The following is a 17,199-nucleotide window of genomic DNA, read 5'->3' on the forward strand; positions in this document are numbered from 1 at the left end:
CTACCTCAGATAGTCATCTGCGCTAACACCGTACTTCTGCTCGAAGGCGGCACGCATGTTGGGGTTCTTCCGAAGGAAGTCCACCGCCGCTGGGGGAACTGCGGAGGCCCCACGTGCTGCTGCACCACCAGATGCAGTGGACCTACCCACTACACGCTCGGGCGCGTAGTTGTATTCCCGCGCCAAGCCCGAGTACTGCTCTCGATAGGCGTCGATCTGAGACTTTGCCTGGTCGTGCAGCCCCTTGGCGGAGTTAACAAAGCCAGTTCGCTGCTCAGGGTTCAGCCGCTGACCATCTCGGAGCCTGTTGTACTCGTTGCGGATGCGGTCCGGAACGCCAGCAGCGTTTTGAGCATTCGCGAACTCGCCCTCACGAACCACCGAAGTGGGATCAAGCATGCGCATGTAAGAAAAGATCAAAGCTAGATCGTTCTGTGCAGACGGATTCTTCGCGGCCTGCGCGATCTGCTCGTAAGAGTTGACCACCGTCTGAGGGACCTTGATCTGAGCGATGAACTCTTTCCGCAGCGCCTGCTCCGCCTGAGCGAGATCCCCCGGGGCAGGATTGTTCTTTTGGTCTGCGGGGCCGCCAGGGATAGCCTCTAGCTGTGAGCCATCGGCACTAAAGCGGTAGCCAGACGGAGCTTGGCGCTCCGCCTGACGAGCCGAACGATCAGGTCTGAAACCAACTTCCAGACCCGCAGTTCCCGTCGGCCTCGCCTGGCCTGCCTGCGCAAGCACCTTCGGAACGTAGGCACGCGTTTCTGCAGGAGCAGATGCAAGCATGGCATCAACATTGCCACCCGCCGCGCGCAGGGCATTGTCGACGTTACCCGGACCCCAGTTGAATGCGGCCAGCGCGGCACGCGGGTCTGGGTACTGACGCAGCATGGCCCCGAGGTAGTCCTTGCCGACTCGCTCCTGCTCTGCCGGGGACTGATCGCGGGCAGGCACAACACCATATCCCGGGTCGCGCAGCGTGCCAGGCATCGTCTGCATGGTGCCTACCGCGCCCTTGCTCGACACGGCAGCCGGGTTGCCGCCCGACTCAACCTGCATCACCGCCTGCTCCAAGCCTGGAATGAGGTCGGAACCCAGTAGCCCCCGGCTGGACATCTGCAGCCGCGCTGCATCCGGCGACAGAAGACCTGCACTCGGCAACTGCGGTGCAGCGGCTCCTGAGCCAAGTAGGCCTTCACTGATGATGTTGCCTTGGAGATCGCGGTACTCTTGGGTTTCGGTGTTGCGGATGACATCCAGCAGCCCCTCTTTACCCGTCTTCGGGTCGCGATAGCCGATCTGGCCCGGCTCCCATTTCGCCTTCGGACTCACCTTCTGCCGGAACTCCTGGGCGCCAACGGGGTCGACACTTGCCCACTGACTCCATGAGCCCTCATTGAGCGATCCGTCAGGGTTAAGCACGCCTCGCTGAGCCTCTTCGATAGCCGCGTTCCGCAGCATTCCCTGGCGAGTCCGAGCGAGGATTTCGTCCTTGTAGCGGGCGTTCTCGGCATCGCTCACGCCTTGATTGGCTGAGAGAAGCCCACCTTGAATGCCGTTTGCCAATGCGGCGCCAAAGTTGCCTCCGGTCGGCCGGAGCATGGCAAGTCCAGCGGATAGCAGGCTCTGGCGAGCAACCGCGCCTTGGTCCTTCTCGGACAGGCCCTGCCATCTCGGCGTGACCCTGCCGAAGAAATTGTGAATGTAGGAGTTCATTTGCTTCCTGTGCTTCTGGGGCGTCTCATACGCCGGATGGGAGTGGGCGGCGCCACCAATAGATGACGCCACCCAGGAGCCCGCCCTTGGGTAGTAGAGCCCCTATTACTTATGGCGTTTGGCGGGTGTAAATCGCTCCCGGGCAAATTCGCTCGGGATGAAGAACCTAGGGGAAAGGGCTGGGTTCACTGGTTAGCCACTCGCCGTCACGTTCAAGATTCTTCCCACGCCAACATCCCATCCTGTGCTCTCTCCGAGCTCCTCCAGCAGGGCATAGCTGGCCCGTTCAAGCCAGTCCCAGAGAATGGCTTCGACGGTCGACACTTGCTTCCGATAGGTAGCCTCTCGAACTCCGGAACCGCGCGCGCCGTCCTTGTAGCTGCGCCCGACGCCGAGAAGCTTGGCCGCCGCCGCCCTTGCCACTTCGGCCGTATGCCCCATTACGGTCAGATAGAGCTCAACCTTGGGCCATAGCTCCATCCTCTGTGCCGCGTAGACCATCAGCCATGCCTCAAGCGGGCCATCAAGCGACGCATCGGACAATGCCAGCAGAACTGGCTTCACCGGCCTCACAGTTGGGATGACCAAAGCTCCCGCAAAACGGTGGTTCTCCCAGCGCCGCACGCGTCGAACACGCGTGGCGCACGCGTCCGCACGCATGTTCGCAACTTCATCGAAGTCCTCAGCTGCTTGCCGGTCTTCAGCTCTGAAGGAGCGTAGAGCGGCTGTCCGTGCCCGCGTACTTTTGGGCAGATATCCCCGAGCGTCCTGAACTACGCGCCCCCTGGTGTGAATGGCTAGCCCCGCTGGATCAACTGAGCCGTCTTCATCAGGCAGAACCTCAACCCAAGTAGCTTGCACTGGCAATGACATGCATGGGCCGCAACCGAAAGCAGCGGCAAGGGCCTTGGAAGCTCGATCCACGGTAATCGATCCTTCCAGCCAGGGCTTTGACAGCCCTGAAATTTCCGGCGCTCGTACCTGCTTTAGGTCGGCTTTGAACTGTGCTCGACCGTTCAAGGGGCGCCCTCCCTAGAGCAAGGCTTCAGAAGCACTGGAAGCAATGAAGAGCGCGCTCCGCTTGGTATATATCTAGAAGGGTGTACACATAGCGACCTCGAAGGGGTGTGGATAACCGCCTGACTGGCCTGCATTGCGACCTCGTAGGTCTCTATACGGGCCAACTCAGAGCGGGATTGGCCTGCATAGCGACCACATTGGCCCACATAGCGACTACCCATTGCGATTCCTCCACAGGTTCAGTGGAGTTACGGTCGGTGGCTCAAGGTGCTTTTCGGACTCATCGACGGCGTAATAGGTCAGCGCGTACAGGCTGCACATGTTCTTGCCGCCTTTGCGCGTCTCGATGATCCAACCTGCGGCAAGGAGCTCCAGCTTGGCGCCATGCACCGTCGCCTTACTCCTCCAGCCACGGTTCGAGAGCATTGACCACGGGATGCTCAAATCGCCGTTCTTGCCTGGTCGGTATTGGCGGGCCAGCTCCAGCAACAGCTTGACGGCATTACCGGACAGGTGACCGAACTCTTGCGAGTCAGAAATCCTGTGTTCAATCATCAGGAATGGCGCGCCCTTCGACCGCCCTACGAGCTTCTGCCGTCGCCTTTCAGTGTTCTTCTTGGGTTGCGCCAGACCATAGCTGGCGCCGCCCTCTGGAGACCGCTGCGCGCGGTCCTCACTTGTGCTGTGCATACACCCCCCAAGGGCATAGGTATGAGCCCGACTAGGGCTTCTTGCGACGTGCCTTCGCGGCGCGCTTCCCCGGCAGGTGCGCCCAGGTCTGTCCGCTACGAACTTGGTTCACCGTGCGAAGAGATATCCCGAGTCGCTTGACCCAAACCTTTGACGGTATGCTATCCGTGCTGTCGCGTATTGCGCTGACTTGGTCAGGCGACAATTTGCAGTACGGTGATCTACAGCCGTACAGCGCCAGACTCCTATTAGCCTGCCTGGCGCGGTTCTCCTGGGGAGTCACCAAATCTAGATTGGACAGCGCGTTGTTGCCCGCATTGGAGTCGAGATGATCGATCTGCATGCCCTCAGGGATTGGTCCGTGAGCGGCTTCCCAAACCAGTCGGTGCGCGTACCAGGTCACGGGGGTACGGGCTTCTGACTGGCGACGTATCACCCTCACATAGGTGTCCGAAGTCTGGATCCCTACCTCTAATCCATCCGGCTCAAAGATCCTTCCGGTGGAAAGACTGACAAGGAGGCCAGATGACACGTGTGGCACAAGCTGACCAATAGCCTGCTCCGTCATAGCTGCGCCTCCTCCCGGTCGTCTGGCTCAATCTCCTGTTCCCTGGAGGCGCTCAATGTCTGCCAGGCGCGCTGAACGTCTTGCGGGACGTAGTACTCGACCACCTTGTACGATCCGTGGTCGTCCTCATGCGTGGCGGGGTAAGCCTCAATGAGCCCACGCTCTACCAGCTCCCTGACGGCGCGCCGCGTAGGGGCTGGACGAGCGCAGCCGGCCGTCCACCCAGCCGCATCCAGAAGAGCCGACTGCTCCCGATTAAGGCAGGAAAAATTGAACCCGTTCACGCTGCGACCTCCGTGGAGGCCGCAGCGAGCCGTGCGGGTAGTGTGTAAAGGCTATCGAGGTAGACGAATCGACGTGTGCCGATGCTGACTGTCTCAAGCAGACCGGCCTTTGCCAGCTCATAAGCCTTAGAGCGGCCGATACCTACCTTCGCGCATTCCGGAATGAAGGGCCGGAAGTCCCGATGTCCATACGTATCCATTGACTGCACCGTGTGGCCGCTGTGCGCGGCGGGTGAGTCGAAATTTATGGATGCGGGACCTAATGAAACATGCCGTCAAACCCGCAATTTACGGATTTGGCTCAGCTGAATCAGAATCAGGAATTCCGATTCTGATTCAGTGCCGCCGACCTACGCTCTCTTCGAGACAGGAGCCAGCTTGGAAATAGCAGCCTCGTCCAGGTCCTCAGTGCTAAAGAACACCGAGGTTAGCGCGAGCACCAGCGCTCTGTGTGGCGTACCAAACTCCCTCATGAACTTGCTAGTCACTCGCCGGATAAAGCGCAGCCTCCTTACGTTTGGGTCGTTCGGCTTCTTTACCTCGCTTTCCAATTCAGCCAGTCGAAGAGCGCCATTGTGGATCGCATCAAAGACAAGCCCTAGGTCCATCTTGATCCCGTGATAGATGGCGAACCGAATTCGGTTGAACGAGTCCTCTCTTTCATCTTCGTCAAGAGCTTCGAAATCACCCTGATGGGCAGCTTGGTAGTTGATCGCGCTGTTGAGCGCAGCCAGGTCCAGATCGGGCTGAAAGGGCCAATCTAGGCCACTCTTCTCGTCGTAGAACGGTATGAGCAGTTCCCTGAGAGCCTCGCAATGGACGACCATCCTCTTTGAGGCTTCCTGCCGCTGTTTGGATGTCATCTTTTCGAATGGCTCCAGTTCTGCGAGACCGTGCATCACAGCACCGCCAATCCAATCCTCCAGCGTCCCCGCCCACATCCCGGGCCTGCGATCTTTTCCCTTCAGGGATTCCAAACACAGCGCATACTCCGCAGATGCCGTCAGCTTCCGCCAAGCAGCTTCCGCCTCCTGATTCATGAAATATCGGGTGGTACTCATACGCCGCTCCGATGTGGTCTCCAGCCTGGGATTTCCCGAGGTTCCGACATCCTACCTAGGGCCACTCAGGTGGGCGATAGTGTCGTTTACTAGATCGCGAGCCGCGCGTCTGGCCTGGGCCATTGTTCCAAGCTCAGGGCCATCGGCAGGTGGATTACGCAGCAGGTCTTCGGCAAGCCGTTCGAGACTGCGCCTTGCTTTTTCCCGCGCCCGCTTGGCAGTCTCCTGCTGTGTGCGCTTGAAGCGTCTATCCGCTGCCGCATCGCGCCGACGCTGCCGCTCTCGTCCCGCTGTCAGCGCGACCTCAGGAAAGCCAAGAGGAAGCATTTCGTCGGTATCGTCGTAAGCACTCGCATACCAGTGGATGCCTCGCCGGAGATTGTACGAAGTCTCTTCGAAGAGGTGGCAACCAGCGCTAGGCTCCATCGGGTCCTCGACGGGCCGCCAACCGATCTCCTGTGCACGAGTGAGGAGTTGGGCGGCGCCCACCGTTTCCGTCACGACCGCGCCCGTGCTGTCGTGATAGCACAGGCAGAACTTGTCTCGGCGGTGCACGGCCAACCAGTCCATGCAAACGAGTTGATGAGAGATGAGCAAGCGGGGAGCCACCCCCATTGCCAAGAGTTCGTCAATCGGGTCACGGGCCTGAATGGCCGGCTCACCCGTGACGGGATCTTTATGCGTGCTCCCGGAGGCAGCACTTATACTCACGCTATCCATGATCGACTCTCCAATAGTCGGTTGTGGTAGGCCGAGCCAGGGGTTGCCGCCCCTTCCTCGGCCGCTTTGTTTATGCGGCTATACTTCTTTGACCGGCCCTCCCTAAAGGCCTGTCTATCTCCGGTGGTTAGGCGCGCTTGGCTTTGAAGGCCAGCACGTTCGGTTCTGCAGCGCGCAGCTGGTCGAGATAGTCAGACCAGGCCTGCATCATCTTCTTGCGCTCCGGCAGGTGGGTCGCTCGGTTGTAGGCACGCCCAAGTGGGTCCTTCACGGCATGCGCCAACTGATGCTCAATGTAGTCCGGGCGATAGCCAAGCACTTCATCCAGCACCGTTCTCGCCATCGCTCGAAAGCCATGGCCCACCATCGTGTCTGAGTCGAATCCAAGATTCCGCAGCGCCGCGTTCAGCGTGTTCTCGCTCATGGGCTTTTGGGCACTACGGACCCCTGGAAACACGAACTCGCTGCGCTTGGTATAGGGATACAGGTCCCTGAGCACTTCCACGGCTTGGCTCGAGAGCGGAACGATGTGCGGAGTCCTAGTCTTGCTGGTGACGTAGCGCCACTCCGCCGCATCGAGGTCGATGTCAGCCCACTTCGCCTGCCTCAACTCCCCTGGACGGACAAATAGCATCGGAGCCAGCTTTAGCGCGGCTTGTGTGACCAATGCCCCCTGGTAGCCCCACAGCGCGCGCAGGAGCCCTCCTATAACGGCAGGATCAGTCACGCTGGCAAAGTGCTTGGTCTGAGGCTGTTCAAGCGCTCCTGTGAGGTCCTGAGCGGGATTGCGGTCTGCGCGACCCGTAGCGATGGCGTAGCGGAAGATTCGGCCGGCGTGGGCTCGAGCCCGATGTGCAGTCTCGACTACGCCTCGCTGTTCCAGCTTCCTAAGCGCAGCTAGCAGAACCGGCGCGGTGATGTCGCCAACAGGCAGATCCGCCAATCCAGCCAGATCCTTCTCGATCAGCCGACGCTCGCGCACAACGGATCCAGGGGAAAGACCTTCCTTTGTCCGCTTGGCGAGCAACTCCAGGCCGATGGCACCGAAGGTGTTCGCGGCCCTTTCTCCTTGCGCTGCCTTCTCGGCCCTTGCCACCTGAGCGGGATTTGCTCCGCCGCGCAGCAGCGCACGAAGACGGTCACGTTCGACGCGAGCAGCCTGCAGCGACATTGAGGGGTACTCGTCGAGGGTGACGATGCTCGCCCTACCGGCGTACCTATAGCGGTACCGCCAAGCCTTCGACCCCGTTGGACGCACCTCGATGCATAGCCCATTTGAGTCAGCGATCCGGTAGGCCGCTGACTTGGGCTTCAGTGTGCGAACTTTGGTGTCGGTGAGCATGTGAGTCATCCGCCAGTGAGTCGGGGTCGGGAATTACCTACCCTCGACTCACAGCCTGACTCACTTTTTTTGCGGATGCAAGTGGATGCCAACGGATGCCGATGGACGGTCAAGCAGCCTAAAAGACCCACTTCGCTAGCATTCTTGGACATCCCCGGACTTCGCTGGACGTCAATGTGGTGGGCCCACCAGGATTCGAACCTGGAACCAAGGGATTATGAGTCCCCTGCTCTAACCGTTGAGCTATAGGCCCTGTAAGGGTTTCAGGCGGTTTTGCGCGGTTGCCGTTGTAATTTCGGTGTAATCGCGTCGCCGGAAAGCTGTTTCTGTAGGGCCGCCATAGCGTCCTGCATCGAAGCGGCGTGAGTGTACCGTTCGGCCATGCCTCTTGTCTTCCAGCCGCCCATTGCCTGGATAGTTGCCGCATCGAGACCAGCATGTGCAGCGTTGGTCGCGGCGGTGTGCCGCATTGTGTGCGGGGTCACGTGCTTGGTGATGCCAGCGCGCTGCACGCATCGACCGAAAACGGCGTTCATCTGGTACGCCCGGCCGCTGCCCGCGCGCTGTGACGGGAATAGGTAGGCCTCAGCCTCCATGCCTTTGATGACCTTACCGAGGTACTGCGCCAGCACCTGCGGCATAGGCTGCTCGCGCCGGCCCGCCTTGTCCTTGCCGATCCACAGAATCCTGCGCTGCACGTCCACGTCGCCCGCGCGCAGGTTGAGCGCCGCACTGTGCCGCAGACCGGTGTAGAGCGTCACCATCACAAACCGATGTGCCAATGGCGACACGTCCTCCTGAGCAGCCAGTAGCAGCCGCTGCGCCTCTTCCGGCGTCAGATACACCAGCTTTCCCTGCGGCTCGCGCTGGCGGGCCAGCAGCGGCGCAGCGTTGAGGATCTTCCGGCGCAGCATGGTGTTGAGCATGTGCAGCAGTGCTGAGCGCTCACGGTTGATCGTGCCCGGGCTCGCGCCCTCGCCTTTCCGCTTGGACACATAGGCAAGCCAGTCGTCATCGGTCAGCCTAGCCACTGGCCGGCGCCCGAGGTGAGGCTTGATGTGATCGCGGAACCGACGCTCCTTGGTATCAATGTCCTTGCCGTCATGCCGGCGTAGATAGTCCAGGTAATCGTCCGCCGCCTGCGCGACTGTCTGCGAGGCGTTGCCCTTGCTCCCCTGCACCCCATGGGACGCGCTGCGCTTGGCGGCCTTAAGCGCCGCCACAACGTCTTCGGCCTGAGTCCGGGTGTACCCCTCCGACTCCAAGCCCACCACCTGGTGATGCCGGCGCCTGGCCACCATCACGTTGACCGACCAACGCCCATCACCGTTGGCGGTACGGGTGTAGGTAATCCCATGCTCGCTGATGGACTGGCCGGGTTTCAGCGCGCGCTGCGCTGACCTGGTGAGCCGGGTGAAGGCGGTCACTGCTTTGTGACTTCCGCCTCAAGGAACCAAATGCGCTCCTGCAACTTGTCAGCGAGCAGCTTTATGTCAGCTGTGAGTCTATTGAGATAGATCTCAATGTTCTCCCACTGCCGCTGCGCCTCACGCTCTTCTGCGATCAGCTGAGCGTGCCGCTTGATCGAAGCGGGGTCTTTGCGGGATTCAACCTCAGCCAGCTCACGACGAACATCCTCAAGGGTCGCTTCGCAATCAGCATGAGCGAGGAGCAGTTCCCCCCGCTCCGTCAATCGCGCCTGTAGCAGGGTTGCCTCCAGAACCGAATAGAAGCTTGCCTCAAGTCGCTCCACCAGTTCTTCGGTGAAGCTGCGTCCAGCCTTCTCGGCCGCCGCCTTTAGCCGCTGCTTCAGCTCGACTGGGAGCCGCACATTTGTTTGCTGATCGTCTTTCTTGGCCATGCCCAACGATAGCACGTAGCAAAAGTGCTTGCACATTCCAATTTTGGGGAGTAGCGTTCGCAACGTAGCACTTTTGCTACGTACGACCGGAAGGCACATGAGCCCCCCCAAAGCTACAAATCCCCCGGCCGAGCGACTCAGCACTGCGGCCGCAGCTGATTGGCTCGGCCTGAGCAAAAGCACGCTGGACAAGATGCGATGTGAGGGGCGCGGCCCCCGATACCTGCGGGTGGGCAAACGCTGCTTCTACCGACCTGCCGACCTGGAAGCCTACTTGGAGGCCGCAGTTGTGGAGACGGCGGATAGCCGTGCGCTGCCCCGCTGAAATGAAAACGGCTCGCCCGGCGGCAACCGGGACGAGCCGTGAAAGCCATGTCCGAACCCCTACAAGGAACGACCTGACCATGAGACCTATCGTACACCAACCCCTGCCGGCCGCAATCGGGCATACCCCCGCTCCGCTACCGGACTTCTCTGACACCGCGCGCTGGGGCTTGGTCGAGGTGAAGGACAGCCTCAACGCCCCGCGCTATGAGCCGGGCGACCTGCTGCATGTGGACCTGCGCCGCAACTACTTCGCCGGCGACGCCTGCTATGCGGTGGAGATTGCCGGGCAGCAGTCGATTCGATTCATCCAAGCCCGCCCCGGTGGCTTGCACGTCTACACACGCAGCAATCCCGGCGCTGCCTACCCGATCCCTCCCGACCTGCTGGTAATCCTTGGGATGGTCACCTACGCCACCACCACGCGGAGGGTCGGATGAAGCGCCGCGCCTTCTACGAGCGCCAGGCAGGCGCCGCCAGCCCAACCGAGTTTGCATTCCAGTTCGTGGCATGGATGCAGTCACGCCGCACGCCGGCCACACCCAGCGATCTGCTAGACCGCTATGGGATGTGCCGTGCGACGGCCTATCGATACCTGAGGAAGTACCAGGACGCCTTTGGCACTGAGGTGATCCGATGAGCCCTCAGCTAATGGCTATTGGCGACAGCGGCCGCCCCGAGCCGGCCACACCGGACGATGCCCACGTCCCGCGCGCGCTGCCAGTGGGGCCACGCAATGCGGTCACGCCGGCCAGCATCCGTTTCATCTACTGGGGGCGACCAGGGAACGAGTGCCGGGCGGTGCGGGTCAAGCGCATCCACCGGCCGTACACCCGCTGCAACCGTGGTTCGTTCGTCAAGGTGGTGTTCGAGTGCACGCCATTCACCCGCGCCACGCTACCAGATGGCCCGCTAATGGCCGATGAGAAGCACGTTGCACTGACCCGGCCAGCCGATGCCGCCGACCTGTTGTGGACAACTCTGCCTGCGCGCGACCAGCAACGCCTGCACAAAGCGTTAGGGGTGTAGCCGTGAACATACGCAAACCTAAGGTAGACCCTATTGCCTGCGACTGCTGCGGCAAACCGCTGCTACCGGTGTTCGGCACATTCCATCGTGTGGAGCGGGAATTCGGCTGGGCGTCCCTGCCCTACGTGCTGTGCGGCGACTGCGCCCTGCAGCACAGGGGCAACCCGTCTGAGGCCCGTGTGCGCGAATGGATCATGACGCGCGCGGCGCGGGCTGGAACTGACTGGGGCCGCTCTGTCGGCCAGCTGCTGGGGGAGGCCATCCGATGAACGGTGATCTTTTCGACGCCCTGGAGAAGAGCAACTCCGCTGCAGCCAGGCGCGCGCTGCAGGACTTGGACTCCGCTAAGACCGTGGACGTGATCTATCGCTCCCAGGTTGGCGCCTGCCTGCCCTTTACCCCCCTTCCCTTGCACTACATCGGGAAGAAGGTGGCCATTGTGATTGTAGGGGAGGCTGATGAGTGAGCGAGAAGCCCGTAAGCAGGCCAAGCGGCGGGCACGGGCGACGGGGCGCAGCAGTAGCGTCTACGTGCCCATCTCGCCACACGTCCGCCTGTACGCCTGGGAGCTGGAATGCCAGGCGTATCGCACTCTCGATCCCGTCGCGCGCACGCTACTGGTGGAGCTGCGCGCGCTGTACCGCCCATCCACCGGCGCTGAGGTGTTCCTCAGCGTTCGGGAAGCCATGCAGCGCGTAGGCGTCACGCAAAGGCCCGTGCAGAACGCATTCAAGTCGCTGTTGGAGCGAGGGTGGATCGAGGAAGCAAAGGCCGGCAGCTTCGATCAGAAGACAGGTACGGGACGCGCTCGCTCGTTCCTCCTGACAAACATTGGCCCCGCCGGCGATGACGTTGATGCGAAGCGGACCTACATGCACTGGAAGCCATACGCCAGCGAATGCCCAAAAAACGCGGTAGCGCCAGACGCTACAAACTGTAGCGCCCAGCGCTACAGCGACAAGGCCGCGTAACGACCAACTAACGAAAGCGTAGCGCCAGACGCTACGGATGGAGCGATTTATGGTCAAAAACCGTAGCGCTGGACACTACACAGATAACTACTACCAGGCGGTGTGTCGTTTCGCCCACACCGCGGCACTGCTGTTAACGCTCCCTACGTTACCGCACCGCCAGAAATGGCGAGACGGTTGCACTGCGGGATCAATCCACGTTGTCACGGGTGACACCACGTCACGGGTGACAAATGGTGCAGCGGGCGCAGGGCTGCAGGGGGCGCACCTGATGCACCACGTTCACCAGTGCACCATGTTCACCATCGCAGTACGCCGCCTGGCCCGGACTGCACGGGCCACGACGCACGCGATGTGCGACCTAGTGAAGCAGCTTCGTGGCATTCGGTCAGAAATAGCCTATGCACTAGCTGCTCGGGGCGCGCGCTGCAGTCAAAGCCGTGGAGTAGCAGGAAGCGACTACCACAACCTGCTGTTGGCCCCAGCGGCACGGAGGGACAAGTGAGCGGTCAGCAACCACGCGCTGCCCACGGCAGCAGTCTCCCGACTTCGATCACAGACGTACGCGAGCGCTTGGAAGCGACAGGTCACTACGTGACGATCGATGGTCGGGTAACCGAACAGACAGCGGCAACGCTGATCCCCTGCCCTGTCAGCCGTCTACGAAGGTGGCGGCTGGAGGGCAAGGGGCCGCGCTACTTTCAGCCCGCAAAAACGCCTTGGTATTACCTTGGCGACGTACTGGCGTGGATCGAATCCGGCGACAGTTTGCGCTGAGAGCGCCAATCAGCTACGCAGCAACATGCATGAGGACCCACCTCTGCTCTAGGATACGTCCAACAACACAGCCCTAGAGCCGCCGGGAAACGCCATGTCACTTCTCCGAGATATCCAGCAGGCCGCAGTCGACTCTTCGATCCCACTCTCAGACTTGCTACGAAAGTGCACTCTGTTGGCAGCGCGGCTGCAGAATGACGAACTGAGAACTTGGGTTGCAAGCGAACTCAATGGCTACGACTCCGCCGACGAACTCCCTCCCTATCGAGTTGCAACAGTAGTCTCAAAAGGCCATTTCTCCGGACCTTTTCAGTCGGGACTGAGAAACGCAAACATCCCCTTGGCCTGCTTGCCACACCAATTCCACGAGATGCTCAGCCACACCCACATTCAGAATGGGATCGCGGCACTTGAGAGTCTCGTCAAGAATTCAGATGGAGGGACTCTACGTGAGCTCTGGAATCCCGACCTAGTGGCGCACTTCGGTAAGGATATCTATGACGGAATGAACTGCATGGAGGCGTGGAAGGTCATTCCTGTCTCAGCAATTGTGGGTGTTCTGGACACCGTCCGAACGAAGGTTCTAAATTTCGCTATAGACATAGAGGCTGCGGCCCCAGAAGCGGGAGAAGCACCGCCCAACGTTGAACCCATCGCACAGGAAAGACTTCAACAGATCTTCCATACGAACATCTACGGAACTGTACAGAACGTCGCAAACGGTAGCCCAGGGACGACCCAGACAGCGACGTCGGTACACAATGAGTCCGCCCTGTTCACAGAGCTTGTGAAAGCAATTTCGACCTCTGCGGCCGATCAAGACACCATCCGACGTCTTACTGAGGCAGTTGAGGAAATGCGCTCGGCCGGGACCAAGAAGAGCTTCCACGAGGCATACGTTAGGTTTGTCTCGACCGTATCAGATCACATGCAGATCATAGGAACCGCGGTTGCCCCGTTCCTACCGCAGCTCGCTGCACTTGCGAGCTAGAGCATTTGCAACGGCGCTCTTGATAGGGTTGCAGCCGCGTGCCGACCGTCGCAATCTTTTCTGCGCGGCCGTTGCATTCTGATCGACGCCCAGCTGCATAAGCACTAAAAGTCAGTGAGAGAGGCGCCGCCCTCGGCGGTATTCGAAGTATGCAATGGCCGCAAGCGTGCCACCTGCAGTAAGAAGCGCATCCGACGCCATTGAGCAGGCCCAGGGCAAGCACGTCCTTAACCCTGTCACTGAGACAAAGGGGCGACACAGTAGTGCGCCGCCCCTGCATCAGCTACTCAACCCATTGTTGAGTTGACTTGTCCCACATCAACGCGCCAGCTGCGATCGAGCTCACTAGCTTGGCCCCGTGGATGCAATCGCTTCGATTCTTGTAACCCTCGCCGCTATCGGCAATGAGTTTGCTGTTCTGCGCGTAGAGCTGCCAGCGGAACTCACCGGCCTTGTCCTTGTAGATCACGAACTGCTGAGGATGTCCCGTCATGCCGTTCTCCTTTGACCGGAATGGTCGGGGCAAATATATGTGACAGCGGTCACAGCTCGCCATGGACAAGCCTGTGGATAACTTGTTGAAAAATTGCGAGCGGGGGCCCCTGCTGTTATCCACAGCCACCGGGGGGAATTCGGACCCCGGTAAAAGAGAGTATTTCGGCCTCTAGGGTGCTCCACCACAGGTCCGCAGAAAACGGCGTTTCCCCGAAGGAAAGGGACGATTTCTGCCTGCACGCCTTGTGCATTTCCAGCCCTAAGCCGGCTAACGCGATGCACAGGTGCTGCTTGCCCAATTCGCCGCCAGCAAGTGCGCGTTCCTACGCATTCCGGCCCGGCCCAGCAGCGGTGCCCAGCGTCCAATAGACGCTCCCTCTGAGCCATATCGCCATGCCCAAGATCGAGCTCGATCTACCCCAGGTGGTCTGCGACGCGATGAATGACGCTGCCTACGCCGCGGGCATTCCCCCCGCCGAGCTCTTGGCCGATGCGTTGCGCACCCTTCCCGCGTTCCAGCGCGCCTTGGCAGCCAGGCCCGAGCGGCTCCCCGCCTTTGCCCTCAACCCCGGAGCACCCCATGAGTGATAAATCTCCGTCCGTCCCTTCTTCCCTACTGAAGCTGGAGCACTTGCGAATTCGCAACGACCTCTACTTCGCGGCGAGGCGCGCGCTGAGCGAGCGCCGCAAAGAGCTCAACGACCAGCGGAAGTTCATCCGCCAAGAGATGGAGACCGCCTCAAAGAGCTTCAGCGGCAGAGAGCTCGATGTGGGCGTTGGCAGGCCAACCAACCTTGGCGGCAAAACCCTGGACGAACACCGGCGCGAGACGTTGGCCAAGCTGCAACGCTGGATGGCTGCGATCGATGCAGTGGACGCCATAGTGGCCGCCGCTTACGACGAACTCAGTGCCTCATCCGGTGACGTAGGGGCTTACCAGGCCGCCTCACAACATCTCCAGCAGACCGTGGCCGATTGGGGCCTAAGCCAGTAAGGAAACGACAATGACCGACTACTCGCCGAAACTGTCGCGCGTCCGCGCCCAGATCGAAAAACTCGCCGACGAAATCCGGAACCTGAGCAACGGCATGCCGCCGAAAGAGGAAGCGCTTGCAGCCGTCGATGCTCACATCGAGCGCGAGGCCACGAAAATCAGCATACGGCCAAGAGCCTTCACTGGAGGCGGCGGCGATGCCGTATCGGGTTACCCCGAGAGCGCACATGCCTACGCATGCAAATTCTTCCCCGAAGTCATCCGTGACCGCCTCCGCACCGAAGTCGAGGCCCTCTACCAGGGCGAGGTGACAATCACCGATGACCGGAAGCAGGAACGCCTAGAGGCACAACTACTGGAGCTGGAGCGGCAGGAAGAGTTGTTGATCCGAGACGCCTTTGCGGCCGGTAAGAGCATTCCGCGCCGCGGCGATGCCAACCCGGCGATCACGCTGGCCGACTGATTCGTCAAGAGGGACCAGCAGGCGGTGTCCCAAACAACACCTGCAGCCCGGGCCCGCGTTCTGCGGATCCGCACACCTCGCGCTGGTGACCGGGCCCTTAGAGCAGAACAGTGTGACTGAACGCCGCTACGCTGCTCCTAAGCGCAGCGACGCTTTTTCAGTGCACGTCGAAATAGTGTCCGAGCGCGATGATCATGTTCGAGACGTTATTCAACTCAGCCGAGGGGGCCGTGATGGAAGTCGACTTACCTATAGTCTGGTGGGCGACATCACCGCGATCACTCCCATAGCTATGCAACATTGACGAGACTTGTGCATCGATCTCCTCCCAAACCTTACCTGCGATCAGGGACAACATGGTGAAGGATTCGCTCTTTATTCCGTGATTGTTCGCAATGCAATCACGTGCCTCTTTGATAACCTCCCTCGCAACCTCACCGATCCCTTTATCCGTTAAGGGCCCCTTCCCCTTAACGGCGAGCCTTCCTACGAGGCAGAGGCAGAGCACCTGAGGGTTGTCTCGTTGCCACGACTTCCCTGATGTCACCGCCGAGTCAAGTGCGTTGAGAGTGTCCTTCGCCTTCTGCTCCAAGAAGTATTCGAGCTCCGCATGGATGAGAAGTCGATAAGCCGCGAGCATCTCTAGATCTGGGACGTATTGAAGCCCGGCCTGCAACTCGTTTTGCAACTCCTGATCCAAGAATTTCTGCCTAATCAGGTCGCTGCGATTTTTCAAATGATTGAAGTGACCGCAATAAACAGTCATCAGATCACCCGATGGTCCTGGTCATCAAATCCACGCCCAAGCAGCACGCTAAGAGCCCGACCCCACGTGTCTATTCTGAGTATCGTGTTCGCTCGGGTCTTTGTGGTCTTCTCAACGGACGCCTTAAACTCCTGAATTAAGCACACCCTTCTAAATTCCCCCTCGACCGCCGCCGCGTTCGCCACAGCGGCAGCTGCAATTGTCGCATCGGAGAAGGGTCGACAGATGGCGTCGAACACTGCTCTATTCATTACCCTTTCGTACTTCGCGCCAAGCCATTTCTTAAACGCAGAGTCTGGGAAAACGGTGGCAACCGTTTCCAACGCCGTGTCGAGCCGATTCAATGAAGCAAGCAGTTCGGCTTCTCTGGCCTGACTGTCTACTTCGAAGTATCTTGCCGTTTCATCTAGAAATTTCTTAAAGTCGCCTTCATAGTTCAGCAGGAATAGATCAAACGATACAAACCGGAGCACCAACTCCGAGTCGCGCATGCGGCGATCTAATTCATCCCCGAAGAGTCTCTTAAACGGCTGGCTCTTGGAGAGGTAGTCCTCGATTGAGTTTATCAACCGCCCCCCAATGAGAGCCTTTCGTAACTCTTGAGGCGAAAGAGGCAGGCTACCGCTGTTGAGCCTATAAAAAATGGTATACAGGAAAGATTCGTCCTGCCATTTGCGGATTGCCGTAGTTCGGAGTGTTGAATTGTCGAAGCTATCCCGATCTCCCTGCGACAGATCGTTGTAGCTCTTACCATTCAGATCCGGTCGCATCTTCAAGCCTTTCAGCTTGAAACCGTCACCCATGAAGTCAGCGATTGAGACCAAGCGCTGCTTGCCATCAATCACCAGGAACTGACCTTTGCTCAACTTGCTCTCAGCGAGAACAATGCTGGGAACAGGAATGCTGACCAAGAAGCTCTCTATCAGGCGGCTTTTTCGCTCATCGTCCCATGCTGCTCTTCGCTGGAACTCCGGCTGTAGATCTATGTTGCCCTTCTTAATCTGGAGCGAAATTGTTTCGAGCGTCCAGTCGGAGCTTACGACGTAAGTTTCTGCAGCGTTGGCGGGCGCCGAAAGATCCTCTTCTTCTTCCTGCTGCGTGTCTGGGATCTCTACTACCGTATTCAT

21 protein-coding genes and 1 tRNA gene are annotated in these 17,199 nt (G+C 59.8%); 10 read left to right on the forward strand and 12 right to left on the reverse strand.

The features are described 5' to 3' along the window. From AC5P7A_RS09000 to AC5P7A_RS09040, 9 genes are all read right to left on the reverse strand, one after another. The gene (locus AC5P7A_RS09000; protein ID WP_495220060.1) at window positions 1-1,716 is read right to left on the reverse strand and encodes a lytic transglycosylase domain-containing protein; all 1,716 of its coding nucleotides are present in this window, start codon (window positions 1,714-1,716) and stop codon (window positions 1-3) included. A 192-nt stretch (window positions 1,717-1,908) separates the two neighbouring features. Next, the gene (locus AC5P7A_RS09005; RefSeq protein WP_495220061.1) at window positions 1,909-2,376 is read right to left on the reverse strand and encodes a hypothetical protein; all 468 of its coding nucleotides are present in this window, start codon (window positions 2,374-2,376) and stop codon (window positions 1,909-1,911) included. 573 nt (window positions 2,377-2,949) lie between these two features. Beyond that, window positions 2,950-3,426, reverse strand: a complete 477-nt coding sequence (locus AC5P7A_RS09010; RefSeq protein ID WP_495220062.1) for a hypothetical protein — start codon at window positions 3,424-3,426, stop codon at window positions 2,950-2,952. A 31-nt stretch (window positions 3,427-3,457) separates the two neighbouring features. Then, window positions 3,458-3,994: an HNH endonuclease signature motif containing protein gene (locus tag AC5P7A_RS09015; protein ID WP_495220063.1), complete on the reverse strand. Its 537-nt coding sequence runs from the start codon at window positions 3,992-3,994 to the stop codon at window positions 3,458-3,460. Between the two features lie 634 nt (window positions 3,995-4,628). Further along, entirely contained in the window at window positions 4,629-5,339 is a 711-nt protein-coding gene (locus AC5P7A_RS09020) for a hypothetical protein (protein ID WP_133050277.1), read from the reverse strand. A gap of 847 nt (window positions 5,340-6,186) precedes the next feature. After that, window positions 6,187-7,401: a tyrosine-type recombinase/integrase gene (locus AC5P7A_RS09025; protein WP_495220064.1), complete on the reverse strand. Its 1,215-nt coding sequence runs from the start codon at window positions 7,399-7,401 to the stop codon at window positions 6,187-6,189. A gap of 177 nt (window positions 7,402-7,578) precedes the next feature. Next, window positions 7,579-7,654: transfer RNA gene (locus AC5P7A_RS09030), tRNA-Ile, on the reverse strand. 10 nt (window positions 7,655-7,664) lie between these two features. Further along, entirely contained in the window at window positions 7,665-8,828 is a 1,164-nt protein-coding gene (locus tag AC5P7A_RS09035; RefSeq protein WP_495220065.1) for a tyrosine-type recombinase/integrase, read from the reverse strand. Continuing rightward, the gene (locus AC5P7A_RS09040) at window positions 8,825-9,262 is read right to left on the reverse strand and encodes an Arc family DNA-binding protein (RefSeq protein WP_495220066.1); all 438 of its coding nucleotides are present in this window, start codon (window positions 9,260-9,262) and stop codon (window positions 8,825-8,827) included. The genes AC5P7A_RS09035 and AC5P7A_RS09040 overlap by 4 nt, the downstream gene beginning before the upstream one ends. A gap of 97 nt (window positions 9,263-9,359) precedes the next feature. Here AC5P7A_RS09040 and AC5P7A_RS09045 point away from each other — a divergent pair, with 97 nt between their 5' ends. The 7 genes from AC5P7A_RS09045 to AC5P7A_RS09075 all read left to right on the forward strand — a co-directional run bounded on the left by AC5P7A_RS09045 (window position 9,360) and on the right by AC5P7A_RS09075 (window position 13,354). After that, a complete protein-coding gene (locus AC5P7A_RS09045) occupies window positions 9,360-9,587 on the forward strand; it encodes a helix-turn-helix transcriptional regulator (protein WP_495220067.1) in 228 nt (75 codons plus the stop codon). A gap of 79 nt (window positions 9,588-9,666) precedes the next feature. After that, on the forward strand, window positions 9,667-10,026 hold the full coding sequence (locus tag AC5P7A_RS09050) for a hypothetical protein (RefSeq protein ID WP_495220068.1): 360 nt from the start codon (window positions 9,667-9,669) through the stop codon (window positions 10,024-10,026). After that, window positions 10,023-10,226, forward strand: coding sequence for a hypothetical protein (locus tag AC5P7A_RS09055; RefSeq protein WP_233653701.1), 204 nt, complete (start codon window positions 10,023-10,025; stop codon window positions 10,224-10,226). Before AC5P7A_RS09050 ends, AC5P7A_RS09055 begins: the two co-directional genes overlap by 4 nt. Window positions 10,227-10,237: 11 nt before the next feature. Then, on the forward strand, window positions 10,238-10,615 hold the full coding sequence (locus AC5P7A_RS09060) for a hypothetical protein (RefSeq protein ID WP_495220069.1): 378 nt from the start codon (window positions 10,238-10,240) through the stop codon (window positions 10,613-10,615). 265 nt (window positions 10,616-10,880) lie between these two features. Beyond that, on the forward strand, window positions 10,881-11,081 hold the full coding sequence (locus tag AC5P7A_RS09065) for a hypothetical protein (protein ID WP_495220070.1): 201 nt from the start codon (window positions 10,881-10,883) through the stop codon (window positions 11,079-11,081). Then, on the forward strand, window positions 11,074-11,586 hold the full coding sequence (locus tag AC5P7A_RS09070; protein WP_495220071.1) for a hypothetical protein: 513 nt from the start codon (window positions 11,074-11,076) through the stop codon (window positions 11,584-11,586). Before AC5P7A_RS09065 ends, AC5P7A_RS09070 begins: the two co-directional genes overlap by 8 nt. 871 nt (window positions 11,587-12,457) lie before the next feature. Beyond that, window positions 12,458-13,354, forward strand: a complete 897-nt coding sequence (locus AC5P7A_RS09075) for an AbiTii domain-containing protein (protein ID WP_233653697.1) — start codon at window positions 12,458-12,460, stop codon at window positions 13,352-13,354. Window positions 13,355-13,637: 283 nt separating this feature from the next. Here AC5P7A_RS09075 and AC5P7A_RS09080 read toward each other — a convergent pair whose 3' ends face one another. After that, the gene (locus AC5P7A_RS09080; RefSeq protein ID WP_233653696.1) at window positions 13,638-13,847 is read right to left on the reverse strand and encodes a YegP family protein; all 210 of its coding nucleotides are present in this window, start codon (window positions 13,845-13,847) and stop codon (window positions 13,638-13,640) included. Window positions 13,848-14,242: 395 nt separating this feature from the next. Between AC5P7A_RS09080 and AC5P7A_RS09085 the strand changes: the two genes are divergently transcribed. The 3 genes from AC5P7A_RS09085 to AC5P7A_RS09095 are packed head-to-tail and all read left to right on the forward strand — an operon-like array spanning window position 14,243 to window position 15,306. After that, window positions 14,243-14,437 carry a hypothetical protein gene (locus tag AC5P7A_RS09085; protein WP_164092943.1) on the forward strand — a complete coding sequence of 65 codons (195 nt, stop codon included), beginning with the start codon at window positions 14,243-14,245 and terminating at the stop codon, window positions 14,435-14,437. Next, window positions 14,430-14,843, forward strand: coding sequence for a hypothetical protein (locus tag AC5P7A_RS09090; protein WP_495220072.1), 414 nt, complete (start codon window positions 14,430-14,432; stop codon window positions 14,841-14,843). Before AC5P7A_RS09085 ends, AC5P7A_RS09090 begins: the two co-directional genes overlap by 8 nt. A gap of 10 nt (window positions 14,844-14,853) precedes the next feature. Then, on the forward strand, window positions 14,854-15,306 hold the full coding sequence (locus tag AC5P7A_RS09095; RefSeq protein ID WP_495220073.1) for a hypothetical protein: 453 nt from the start codon (window positions 14,854-14,856) through the stop codon (window positions 15,304-15,306). A gap of 157 nt (window positions 15,307-15,463) precedes the next feature. Here the strand turns inward: AC5P7A_RS09095 and AC5P7A_RS09100 are convergent, their stop codons facing one another. Together AC5P7A_RS09100 and AC5P7A_RS09105 are read right to left on the reverse strand one after the other, a co-directional pair. Continuing rightward, entirely contained in the window at window positions 15,464-16,072 is a 609-nt protein-coding gene (locus tag AC5P7A_RS09100) for a hypothetical protein (protein ID WP_495220074.1), read from the reverse strand. Further along, window positions 16,072-17,199, reverse strand: coding sequence for a DUF262 domain-containing protein (locus AC5P7A_RS09105; protein ID WP_495220075.1), 1,128 nt, complete (start codon window positions 17,197-17,199; stop codon window positions 16,072-16,074). The genes AC5P7A_RS09100 and AC5P7A_RS09105 overlap by 1 nt, the downstream gene beginning before the upstream one ends.

Source organism: Stenotrophomonas sp. YJH_SMC_65 (assembly GCF_059369475.1).

Coding starts and splice junctions, on each gene's coding strand:
- AC5P7A_RS09010 (WP_495220062.1), bottom strand. CDS start 3,426: ATGCACAGCACAAGTGAGGACCGCGCGCAGCGGTCTCCAGAGGGCGGC.
- AC5P7A_RS09005 (WP_495220061.1), bottom strand. CDS start 2,376: ATGCGTGCGGACGCGTGCGCCACGCGTGTTCGACGCGTGCGGCGCTGG.
- AC5P7A_RS09025 (WP_495220064.1), bottom strand. CDS start 7,401: ATGCTCACCGACACCAAAGTTCGCACACTGAAGCCCAAGTCAGCGGCC.
- AC5P7A_RS09015 (WP_495220063.1), bottom strand. CDS start 3,994: ATGACGGAGCAGGCTATTGGTCAGCTTGTGCCACACGTGTCATCTGGC.
- AC5P7A_RS09080 (WP_233653696.1), bottom strand. CDS start 13,847: ATGACGGGACATCCTCAGCAGTTCGTGATCTACAAGGACAAGGCCGGT.
- AC5P7A_RS09105 (WP_495220075.1), bottom strand. CDS start 17,199: ATGAATACGGTAGTAGAGATCCCAGACACGCAGCAGGAAGAAGAAGAG.
- AC5P7A_RS09020 (WP_133050277.1), bottom strand. CDS start 5,339: ATGAGTACCACCCGATATTTCATGAATCAGGAGGCGGAAGCTGCTTGG.
- AC5P7A_RS09065 (WP_495220070.1), top strand. CDS start 10,881: ATGAACGGTGATCTTTTCGACGCCCTGGAGAAGAGCAACTCCGCTGCA.
- AC5P7A_RS09050 (WP_495220068.1), top strand. CDS start 9,667: ATGAGACCTATCGTACACCAACCCCTGCCGGCCGCAATCGGGCATACC.
- AC5P7A_RS09075 (WP_233653697.1), top strand. CDS start 12,458: ATGTCACTTCTCCGAGATATCCAGCAGGCCGCAGTCGACTCTTCGATC.
- AC5P7A_RS09090 (WP_495220072.1), top strand. CDS start 14,430: ATGAGTGATAAATCTCCGTCCGTCCCTTCTTCCCTACTGAAGCTGGAG.
- AC5P7A_RS09040 (WP_495220066.1), bottom strand. CDS start 9,262: ATGGCCAAGAAAGACGATCAGCAAACAAATGTGCGGCTCCCAGTCGAG.
- AC5P7A_RS09045 (WP_495220067.1), top strand. CDS start 9,360: ATGAGCCCCCCCAAAGCTACAAATCCCCCGGCCGAGCGACTCAGCACT.
- AC5P7A_RS09055 (WP_233653701.1), top strand. CDS start 10,023: ATGAAGCGCCGCGCCTTCTACGAGCGCCAGGCAGGCGCCGCCAGCCCA.
- AC5P7A_RS09100 (WP_495220074.1), bottom strand. CDS start 16,072: ATGACTGTTTATTGCGGTCACTTCAATCATTTGAAAAATCGCAGCGAC.
- AC5P7A_RS09085 (WP_164092943.1), top strand. CDS start 14,243: ATGCCCAAGATCGAGCTCGATCTACCCCAGGTGGTCTGCGACGCGATG.
- AC5P7A_RS09060 (WP_495220069.1), top strand. CDS start 10,238: ATGGCTATTGGCGACAGCGGCCGCCCCGAGCCGGCCACACCGGACGAT.
- AC5P7A_RS09095 (WP_495220073.1), top strand. CDS start 14,854: ATGACCGACTACTCGCCGAAACTGTCGCGCGTCCGCGCCCAGATCGAA.
- AC5P7A_RS09000 (WP_495220060.1), bottom strand. CDS start 1,716: ATGAACTCCTACATTCACAATTTCTTCGGCAGGGTCACGCCGAGATGG.
- AC5P7A_RS09070 (WP_495220071.1), top strand. CDS start 11,074: ATGAGTGAGCGAGAAGCCCGTAAGCAGGCCAAGCGGCGGGCACGGGCG.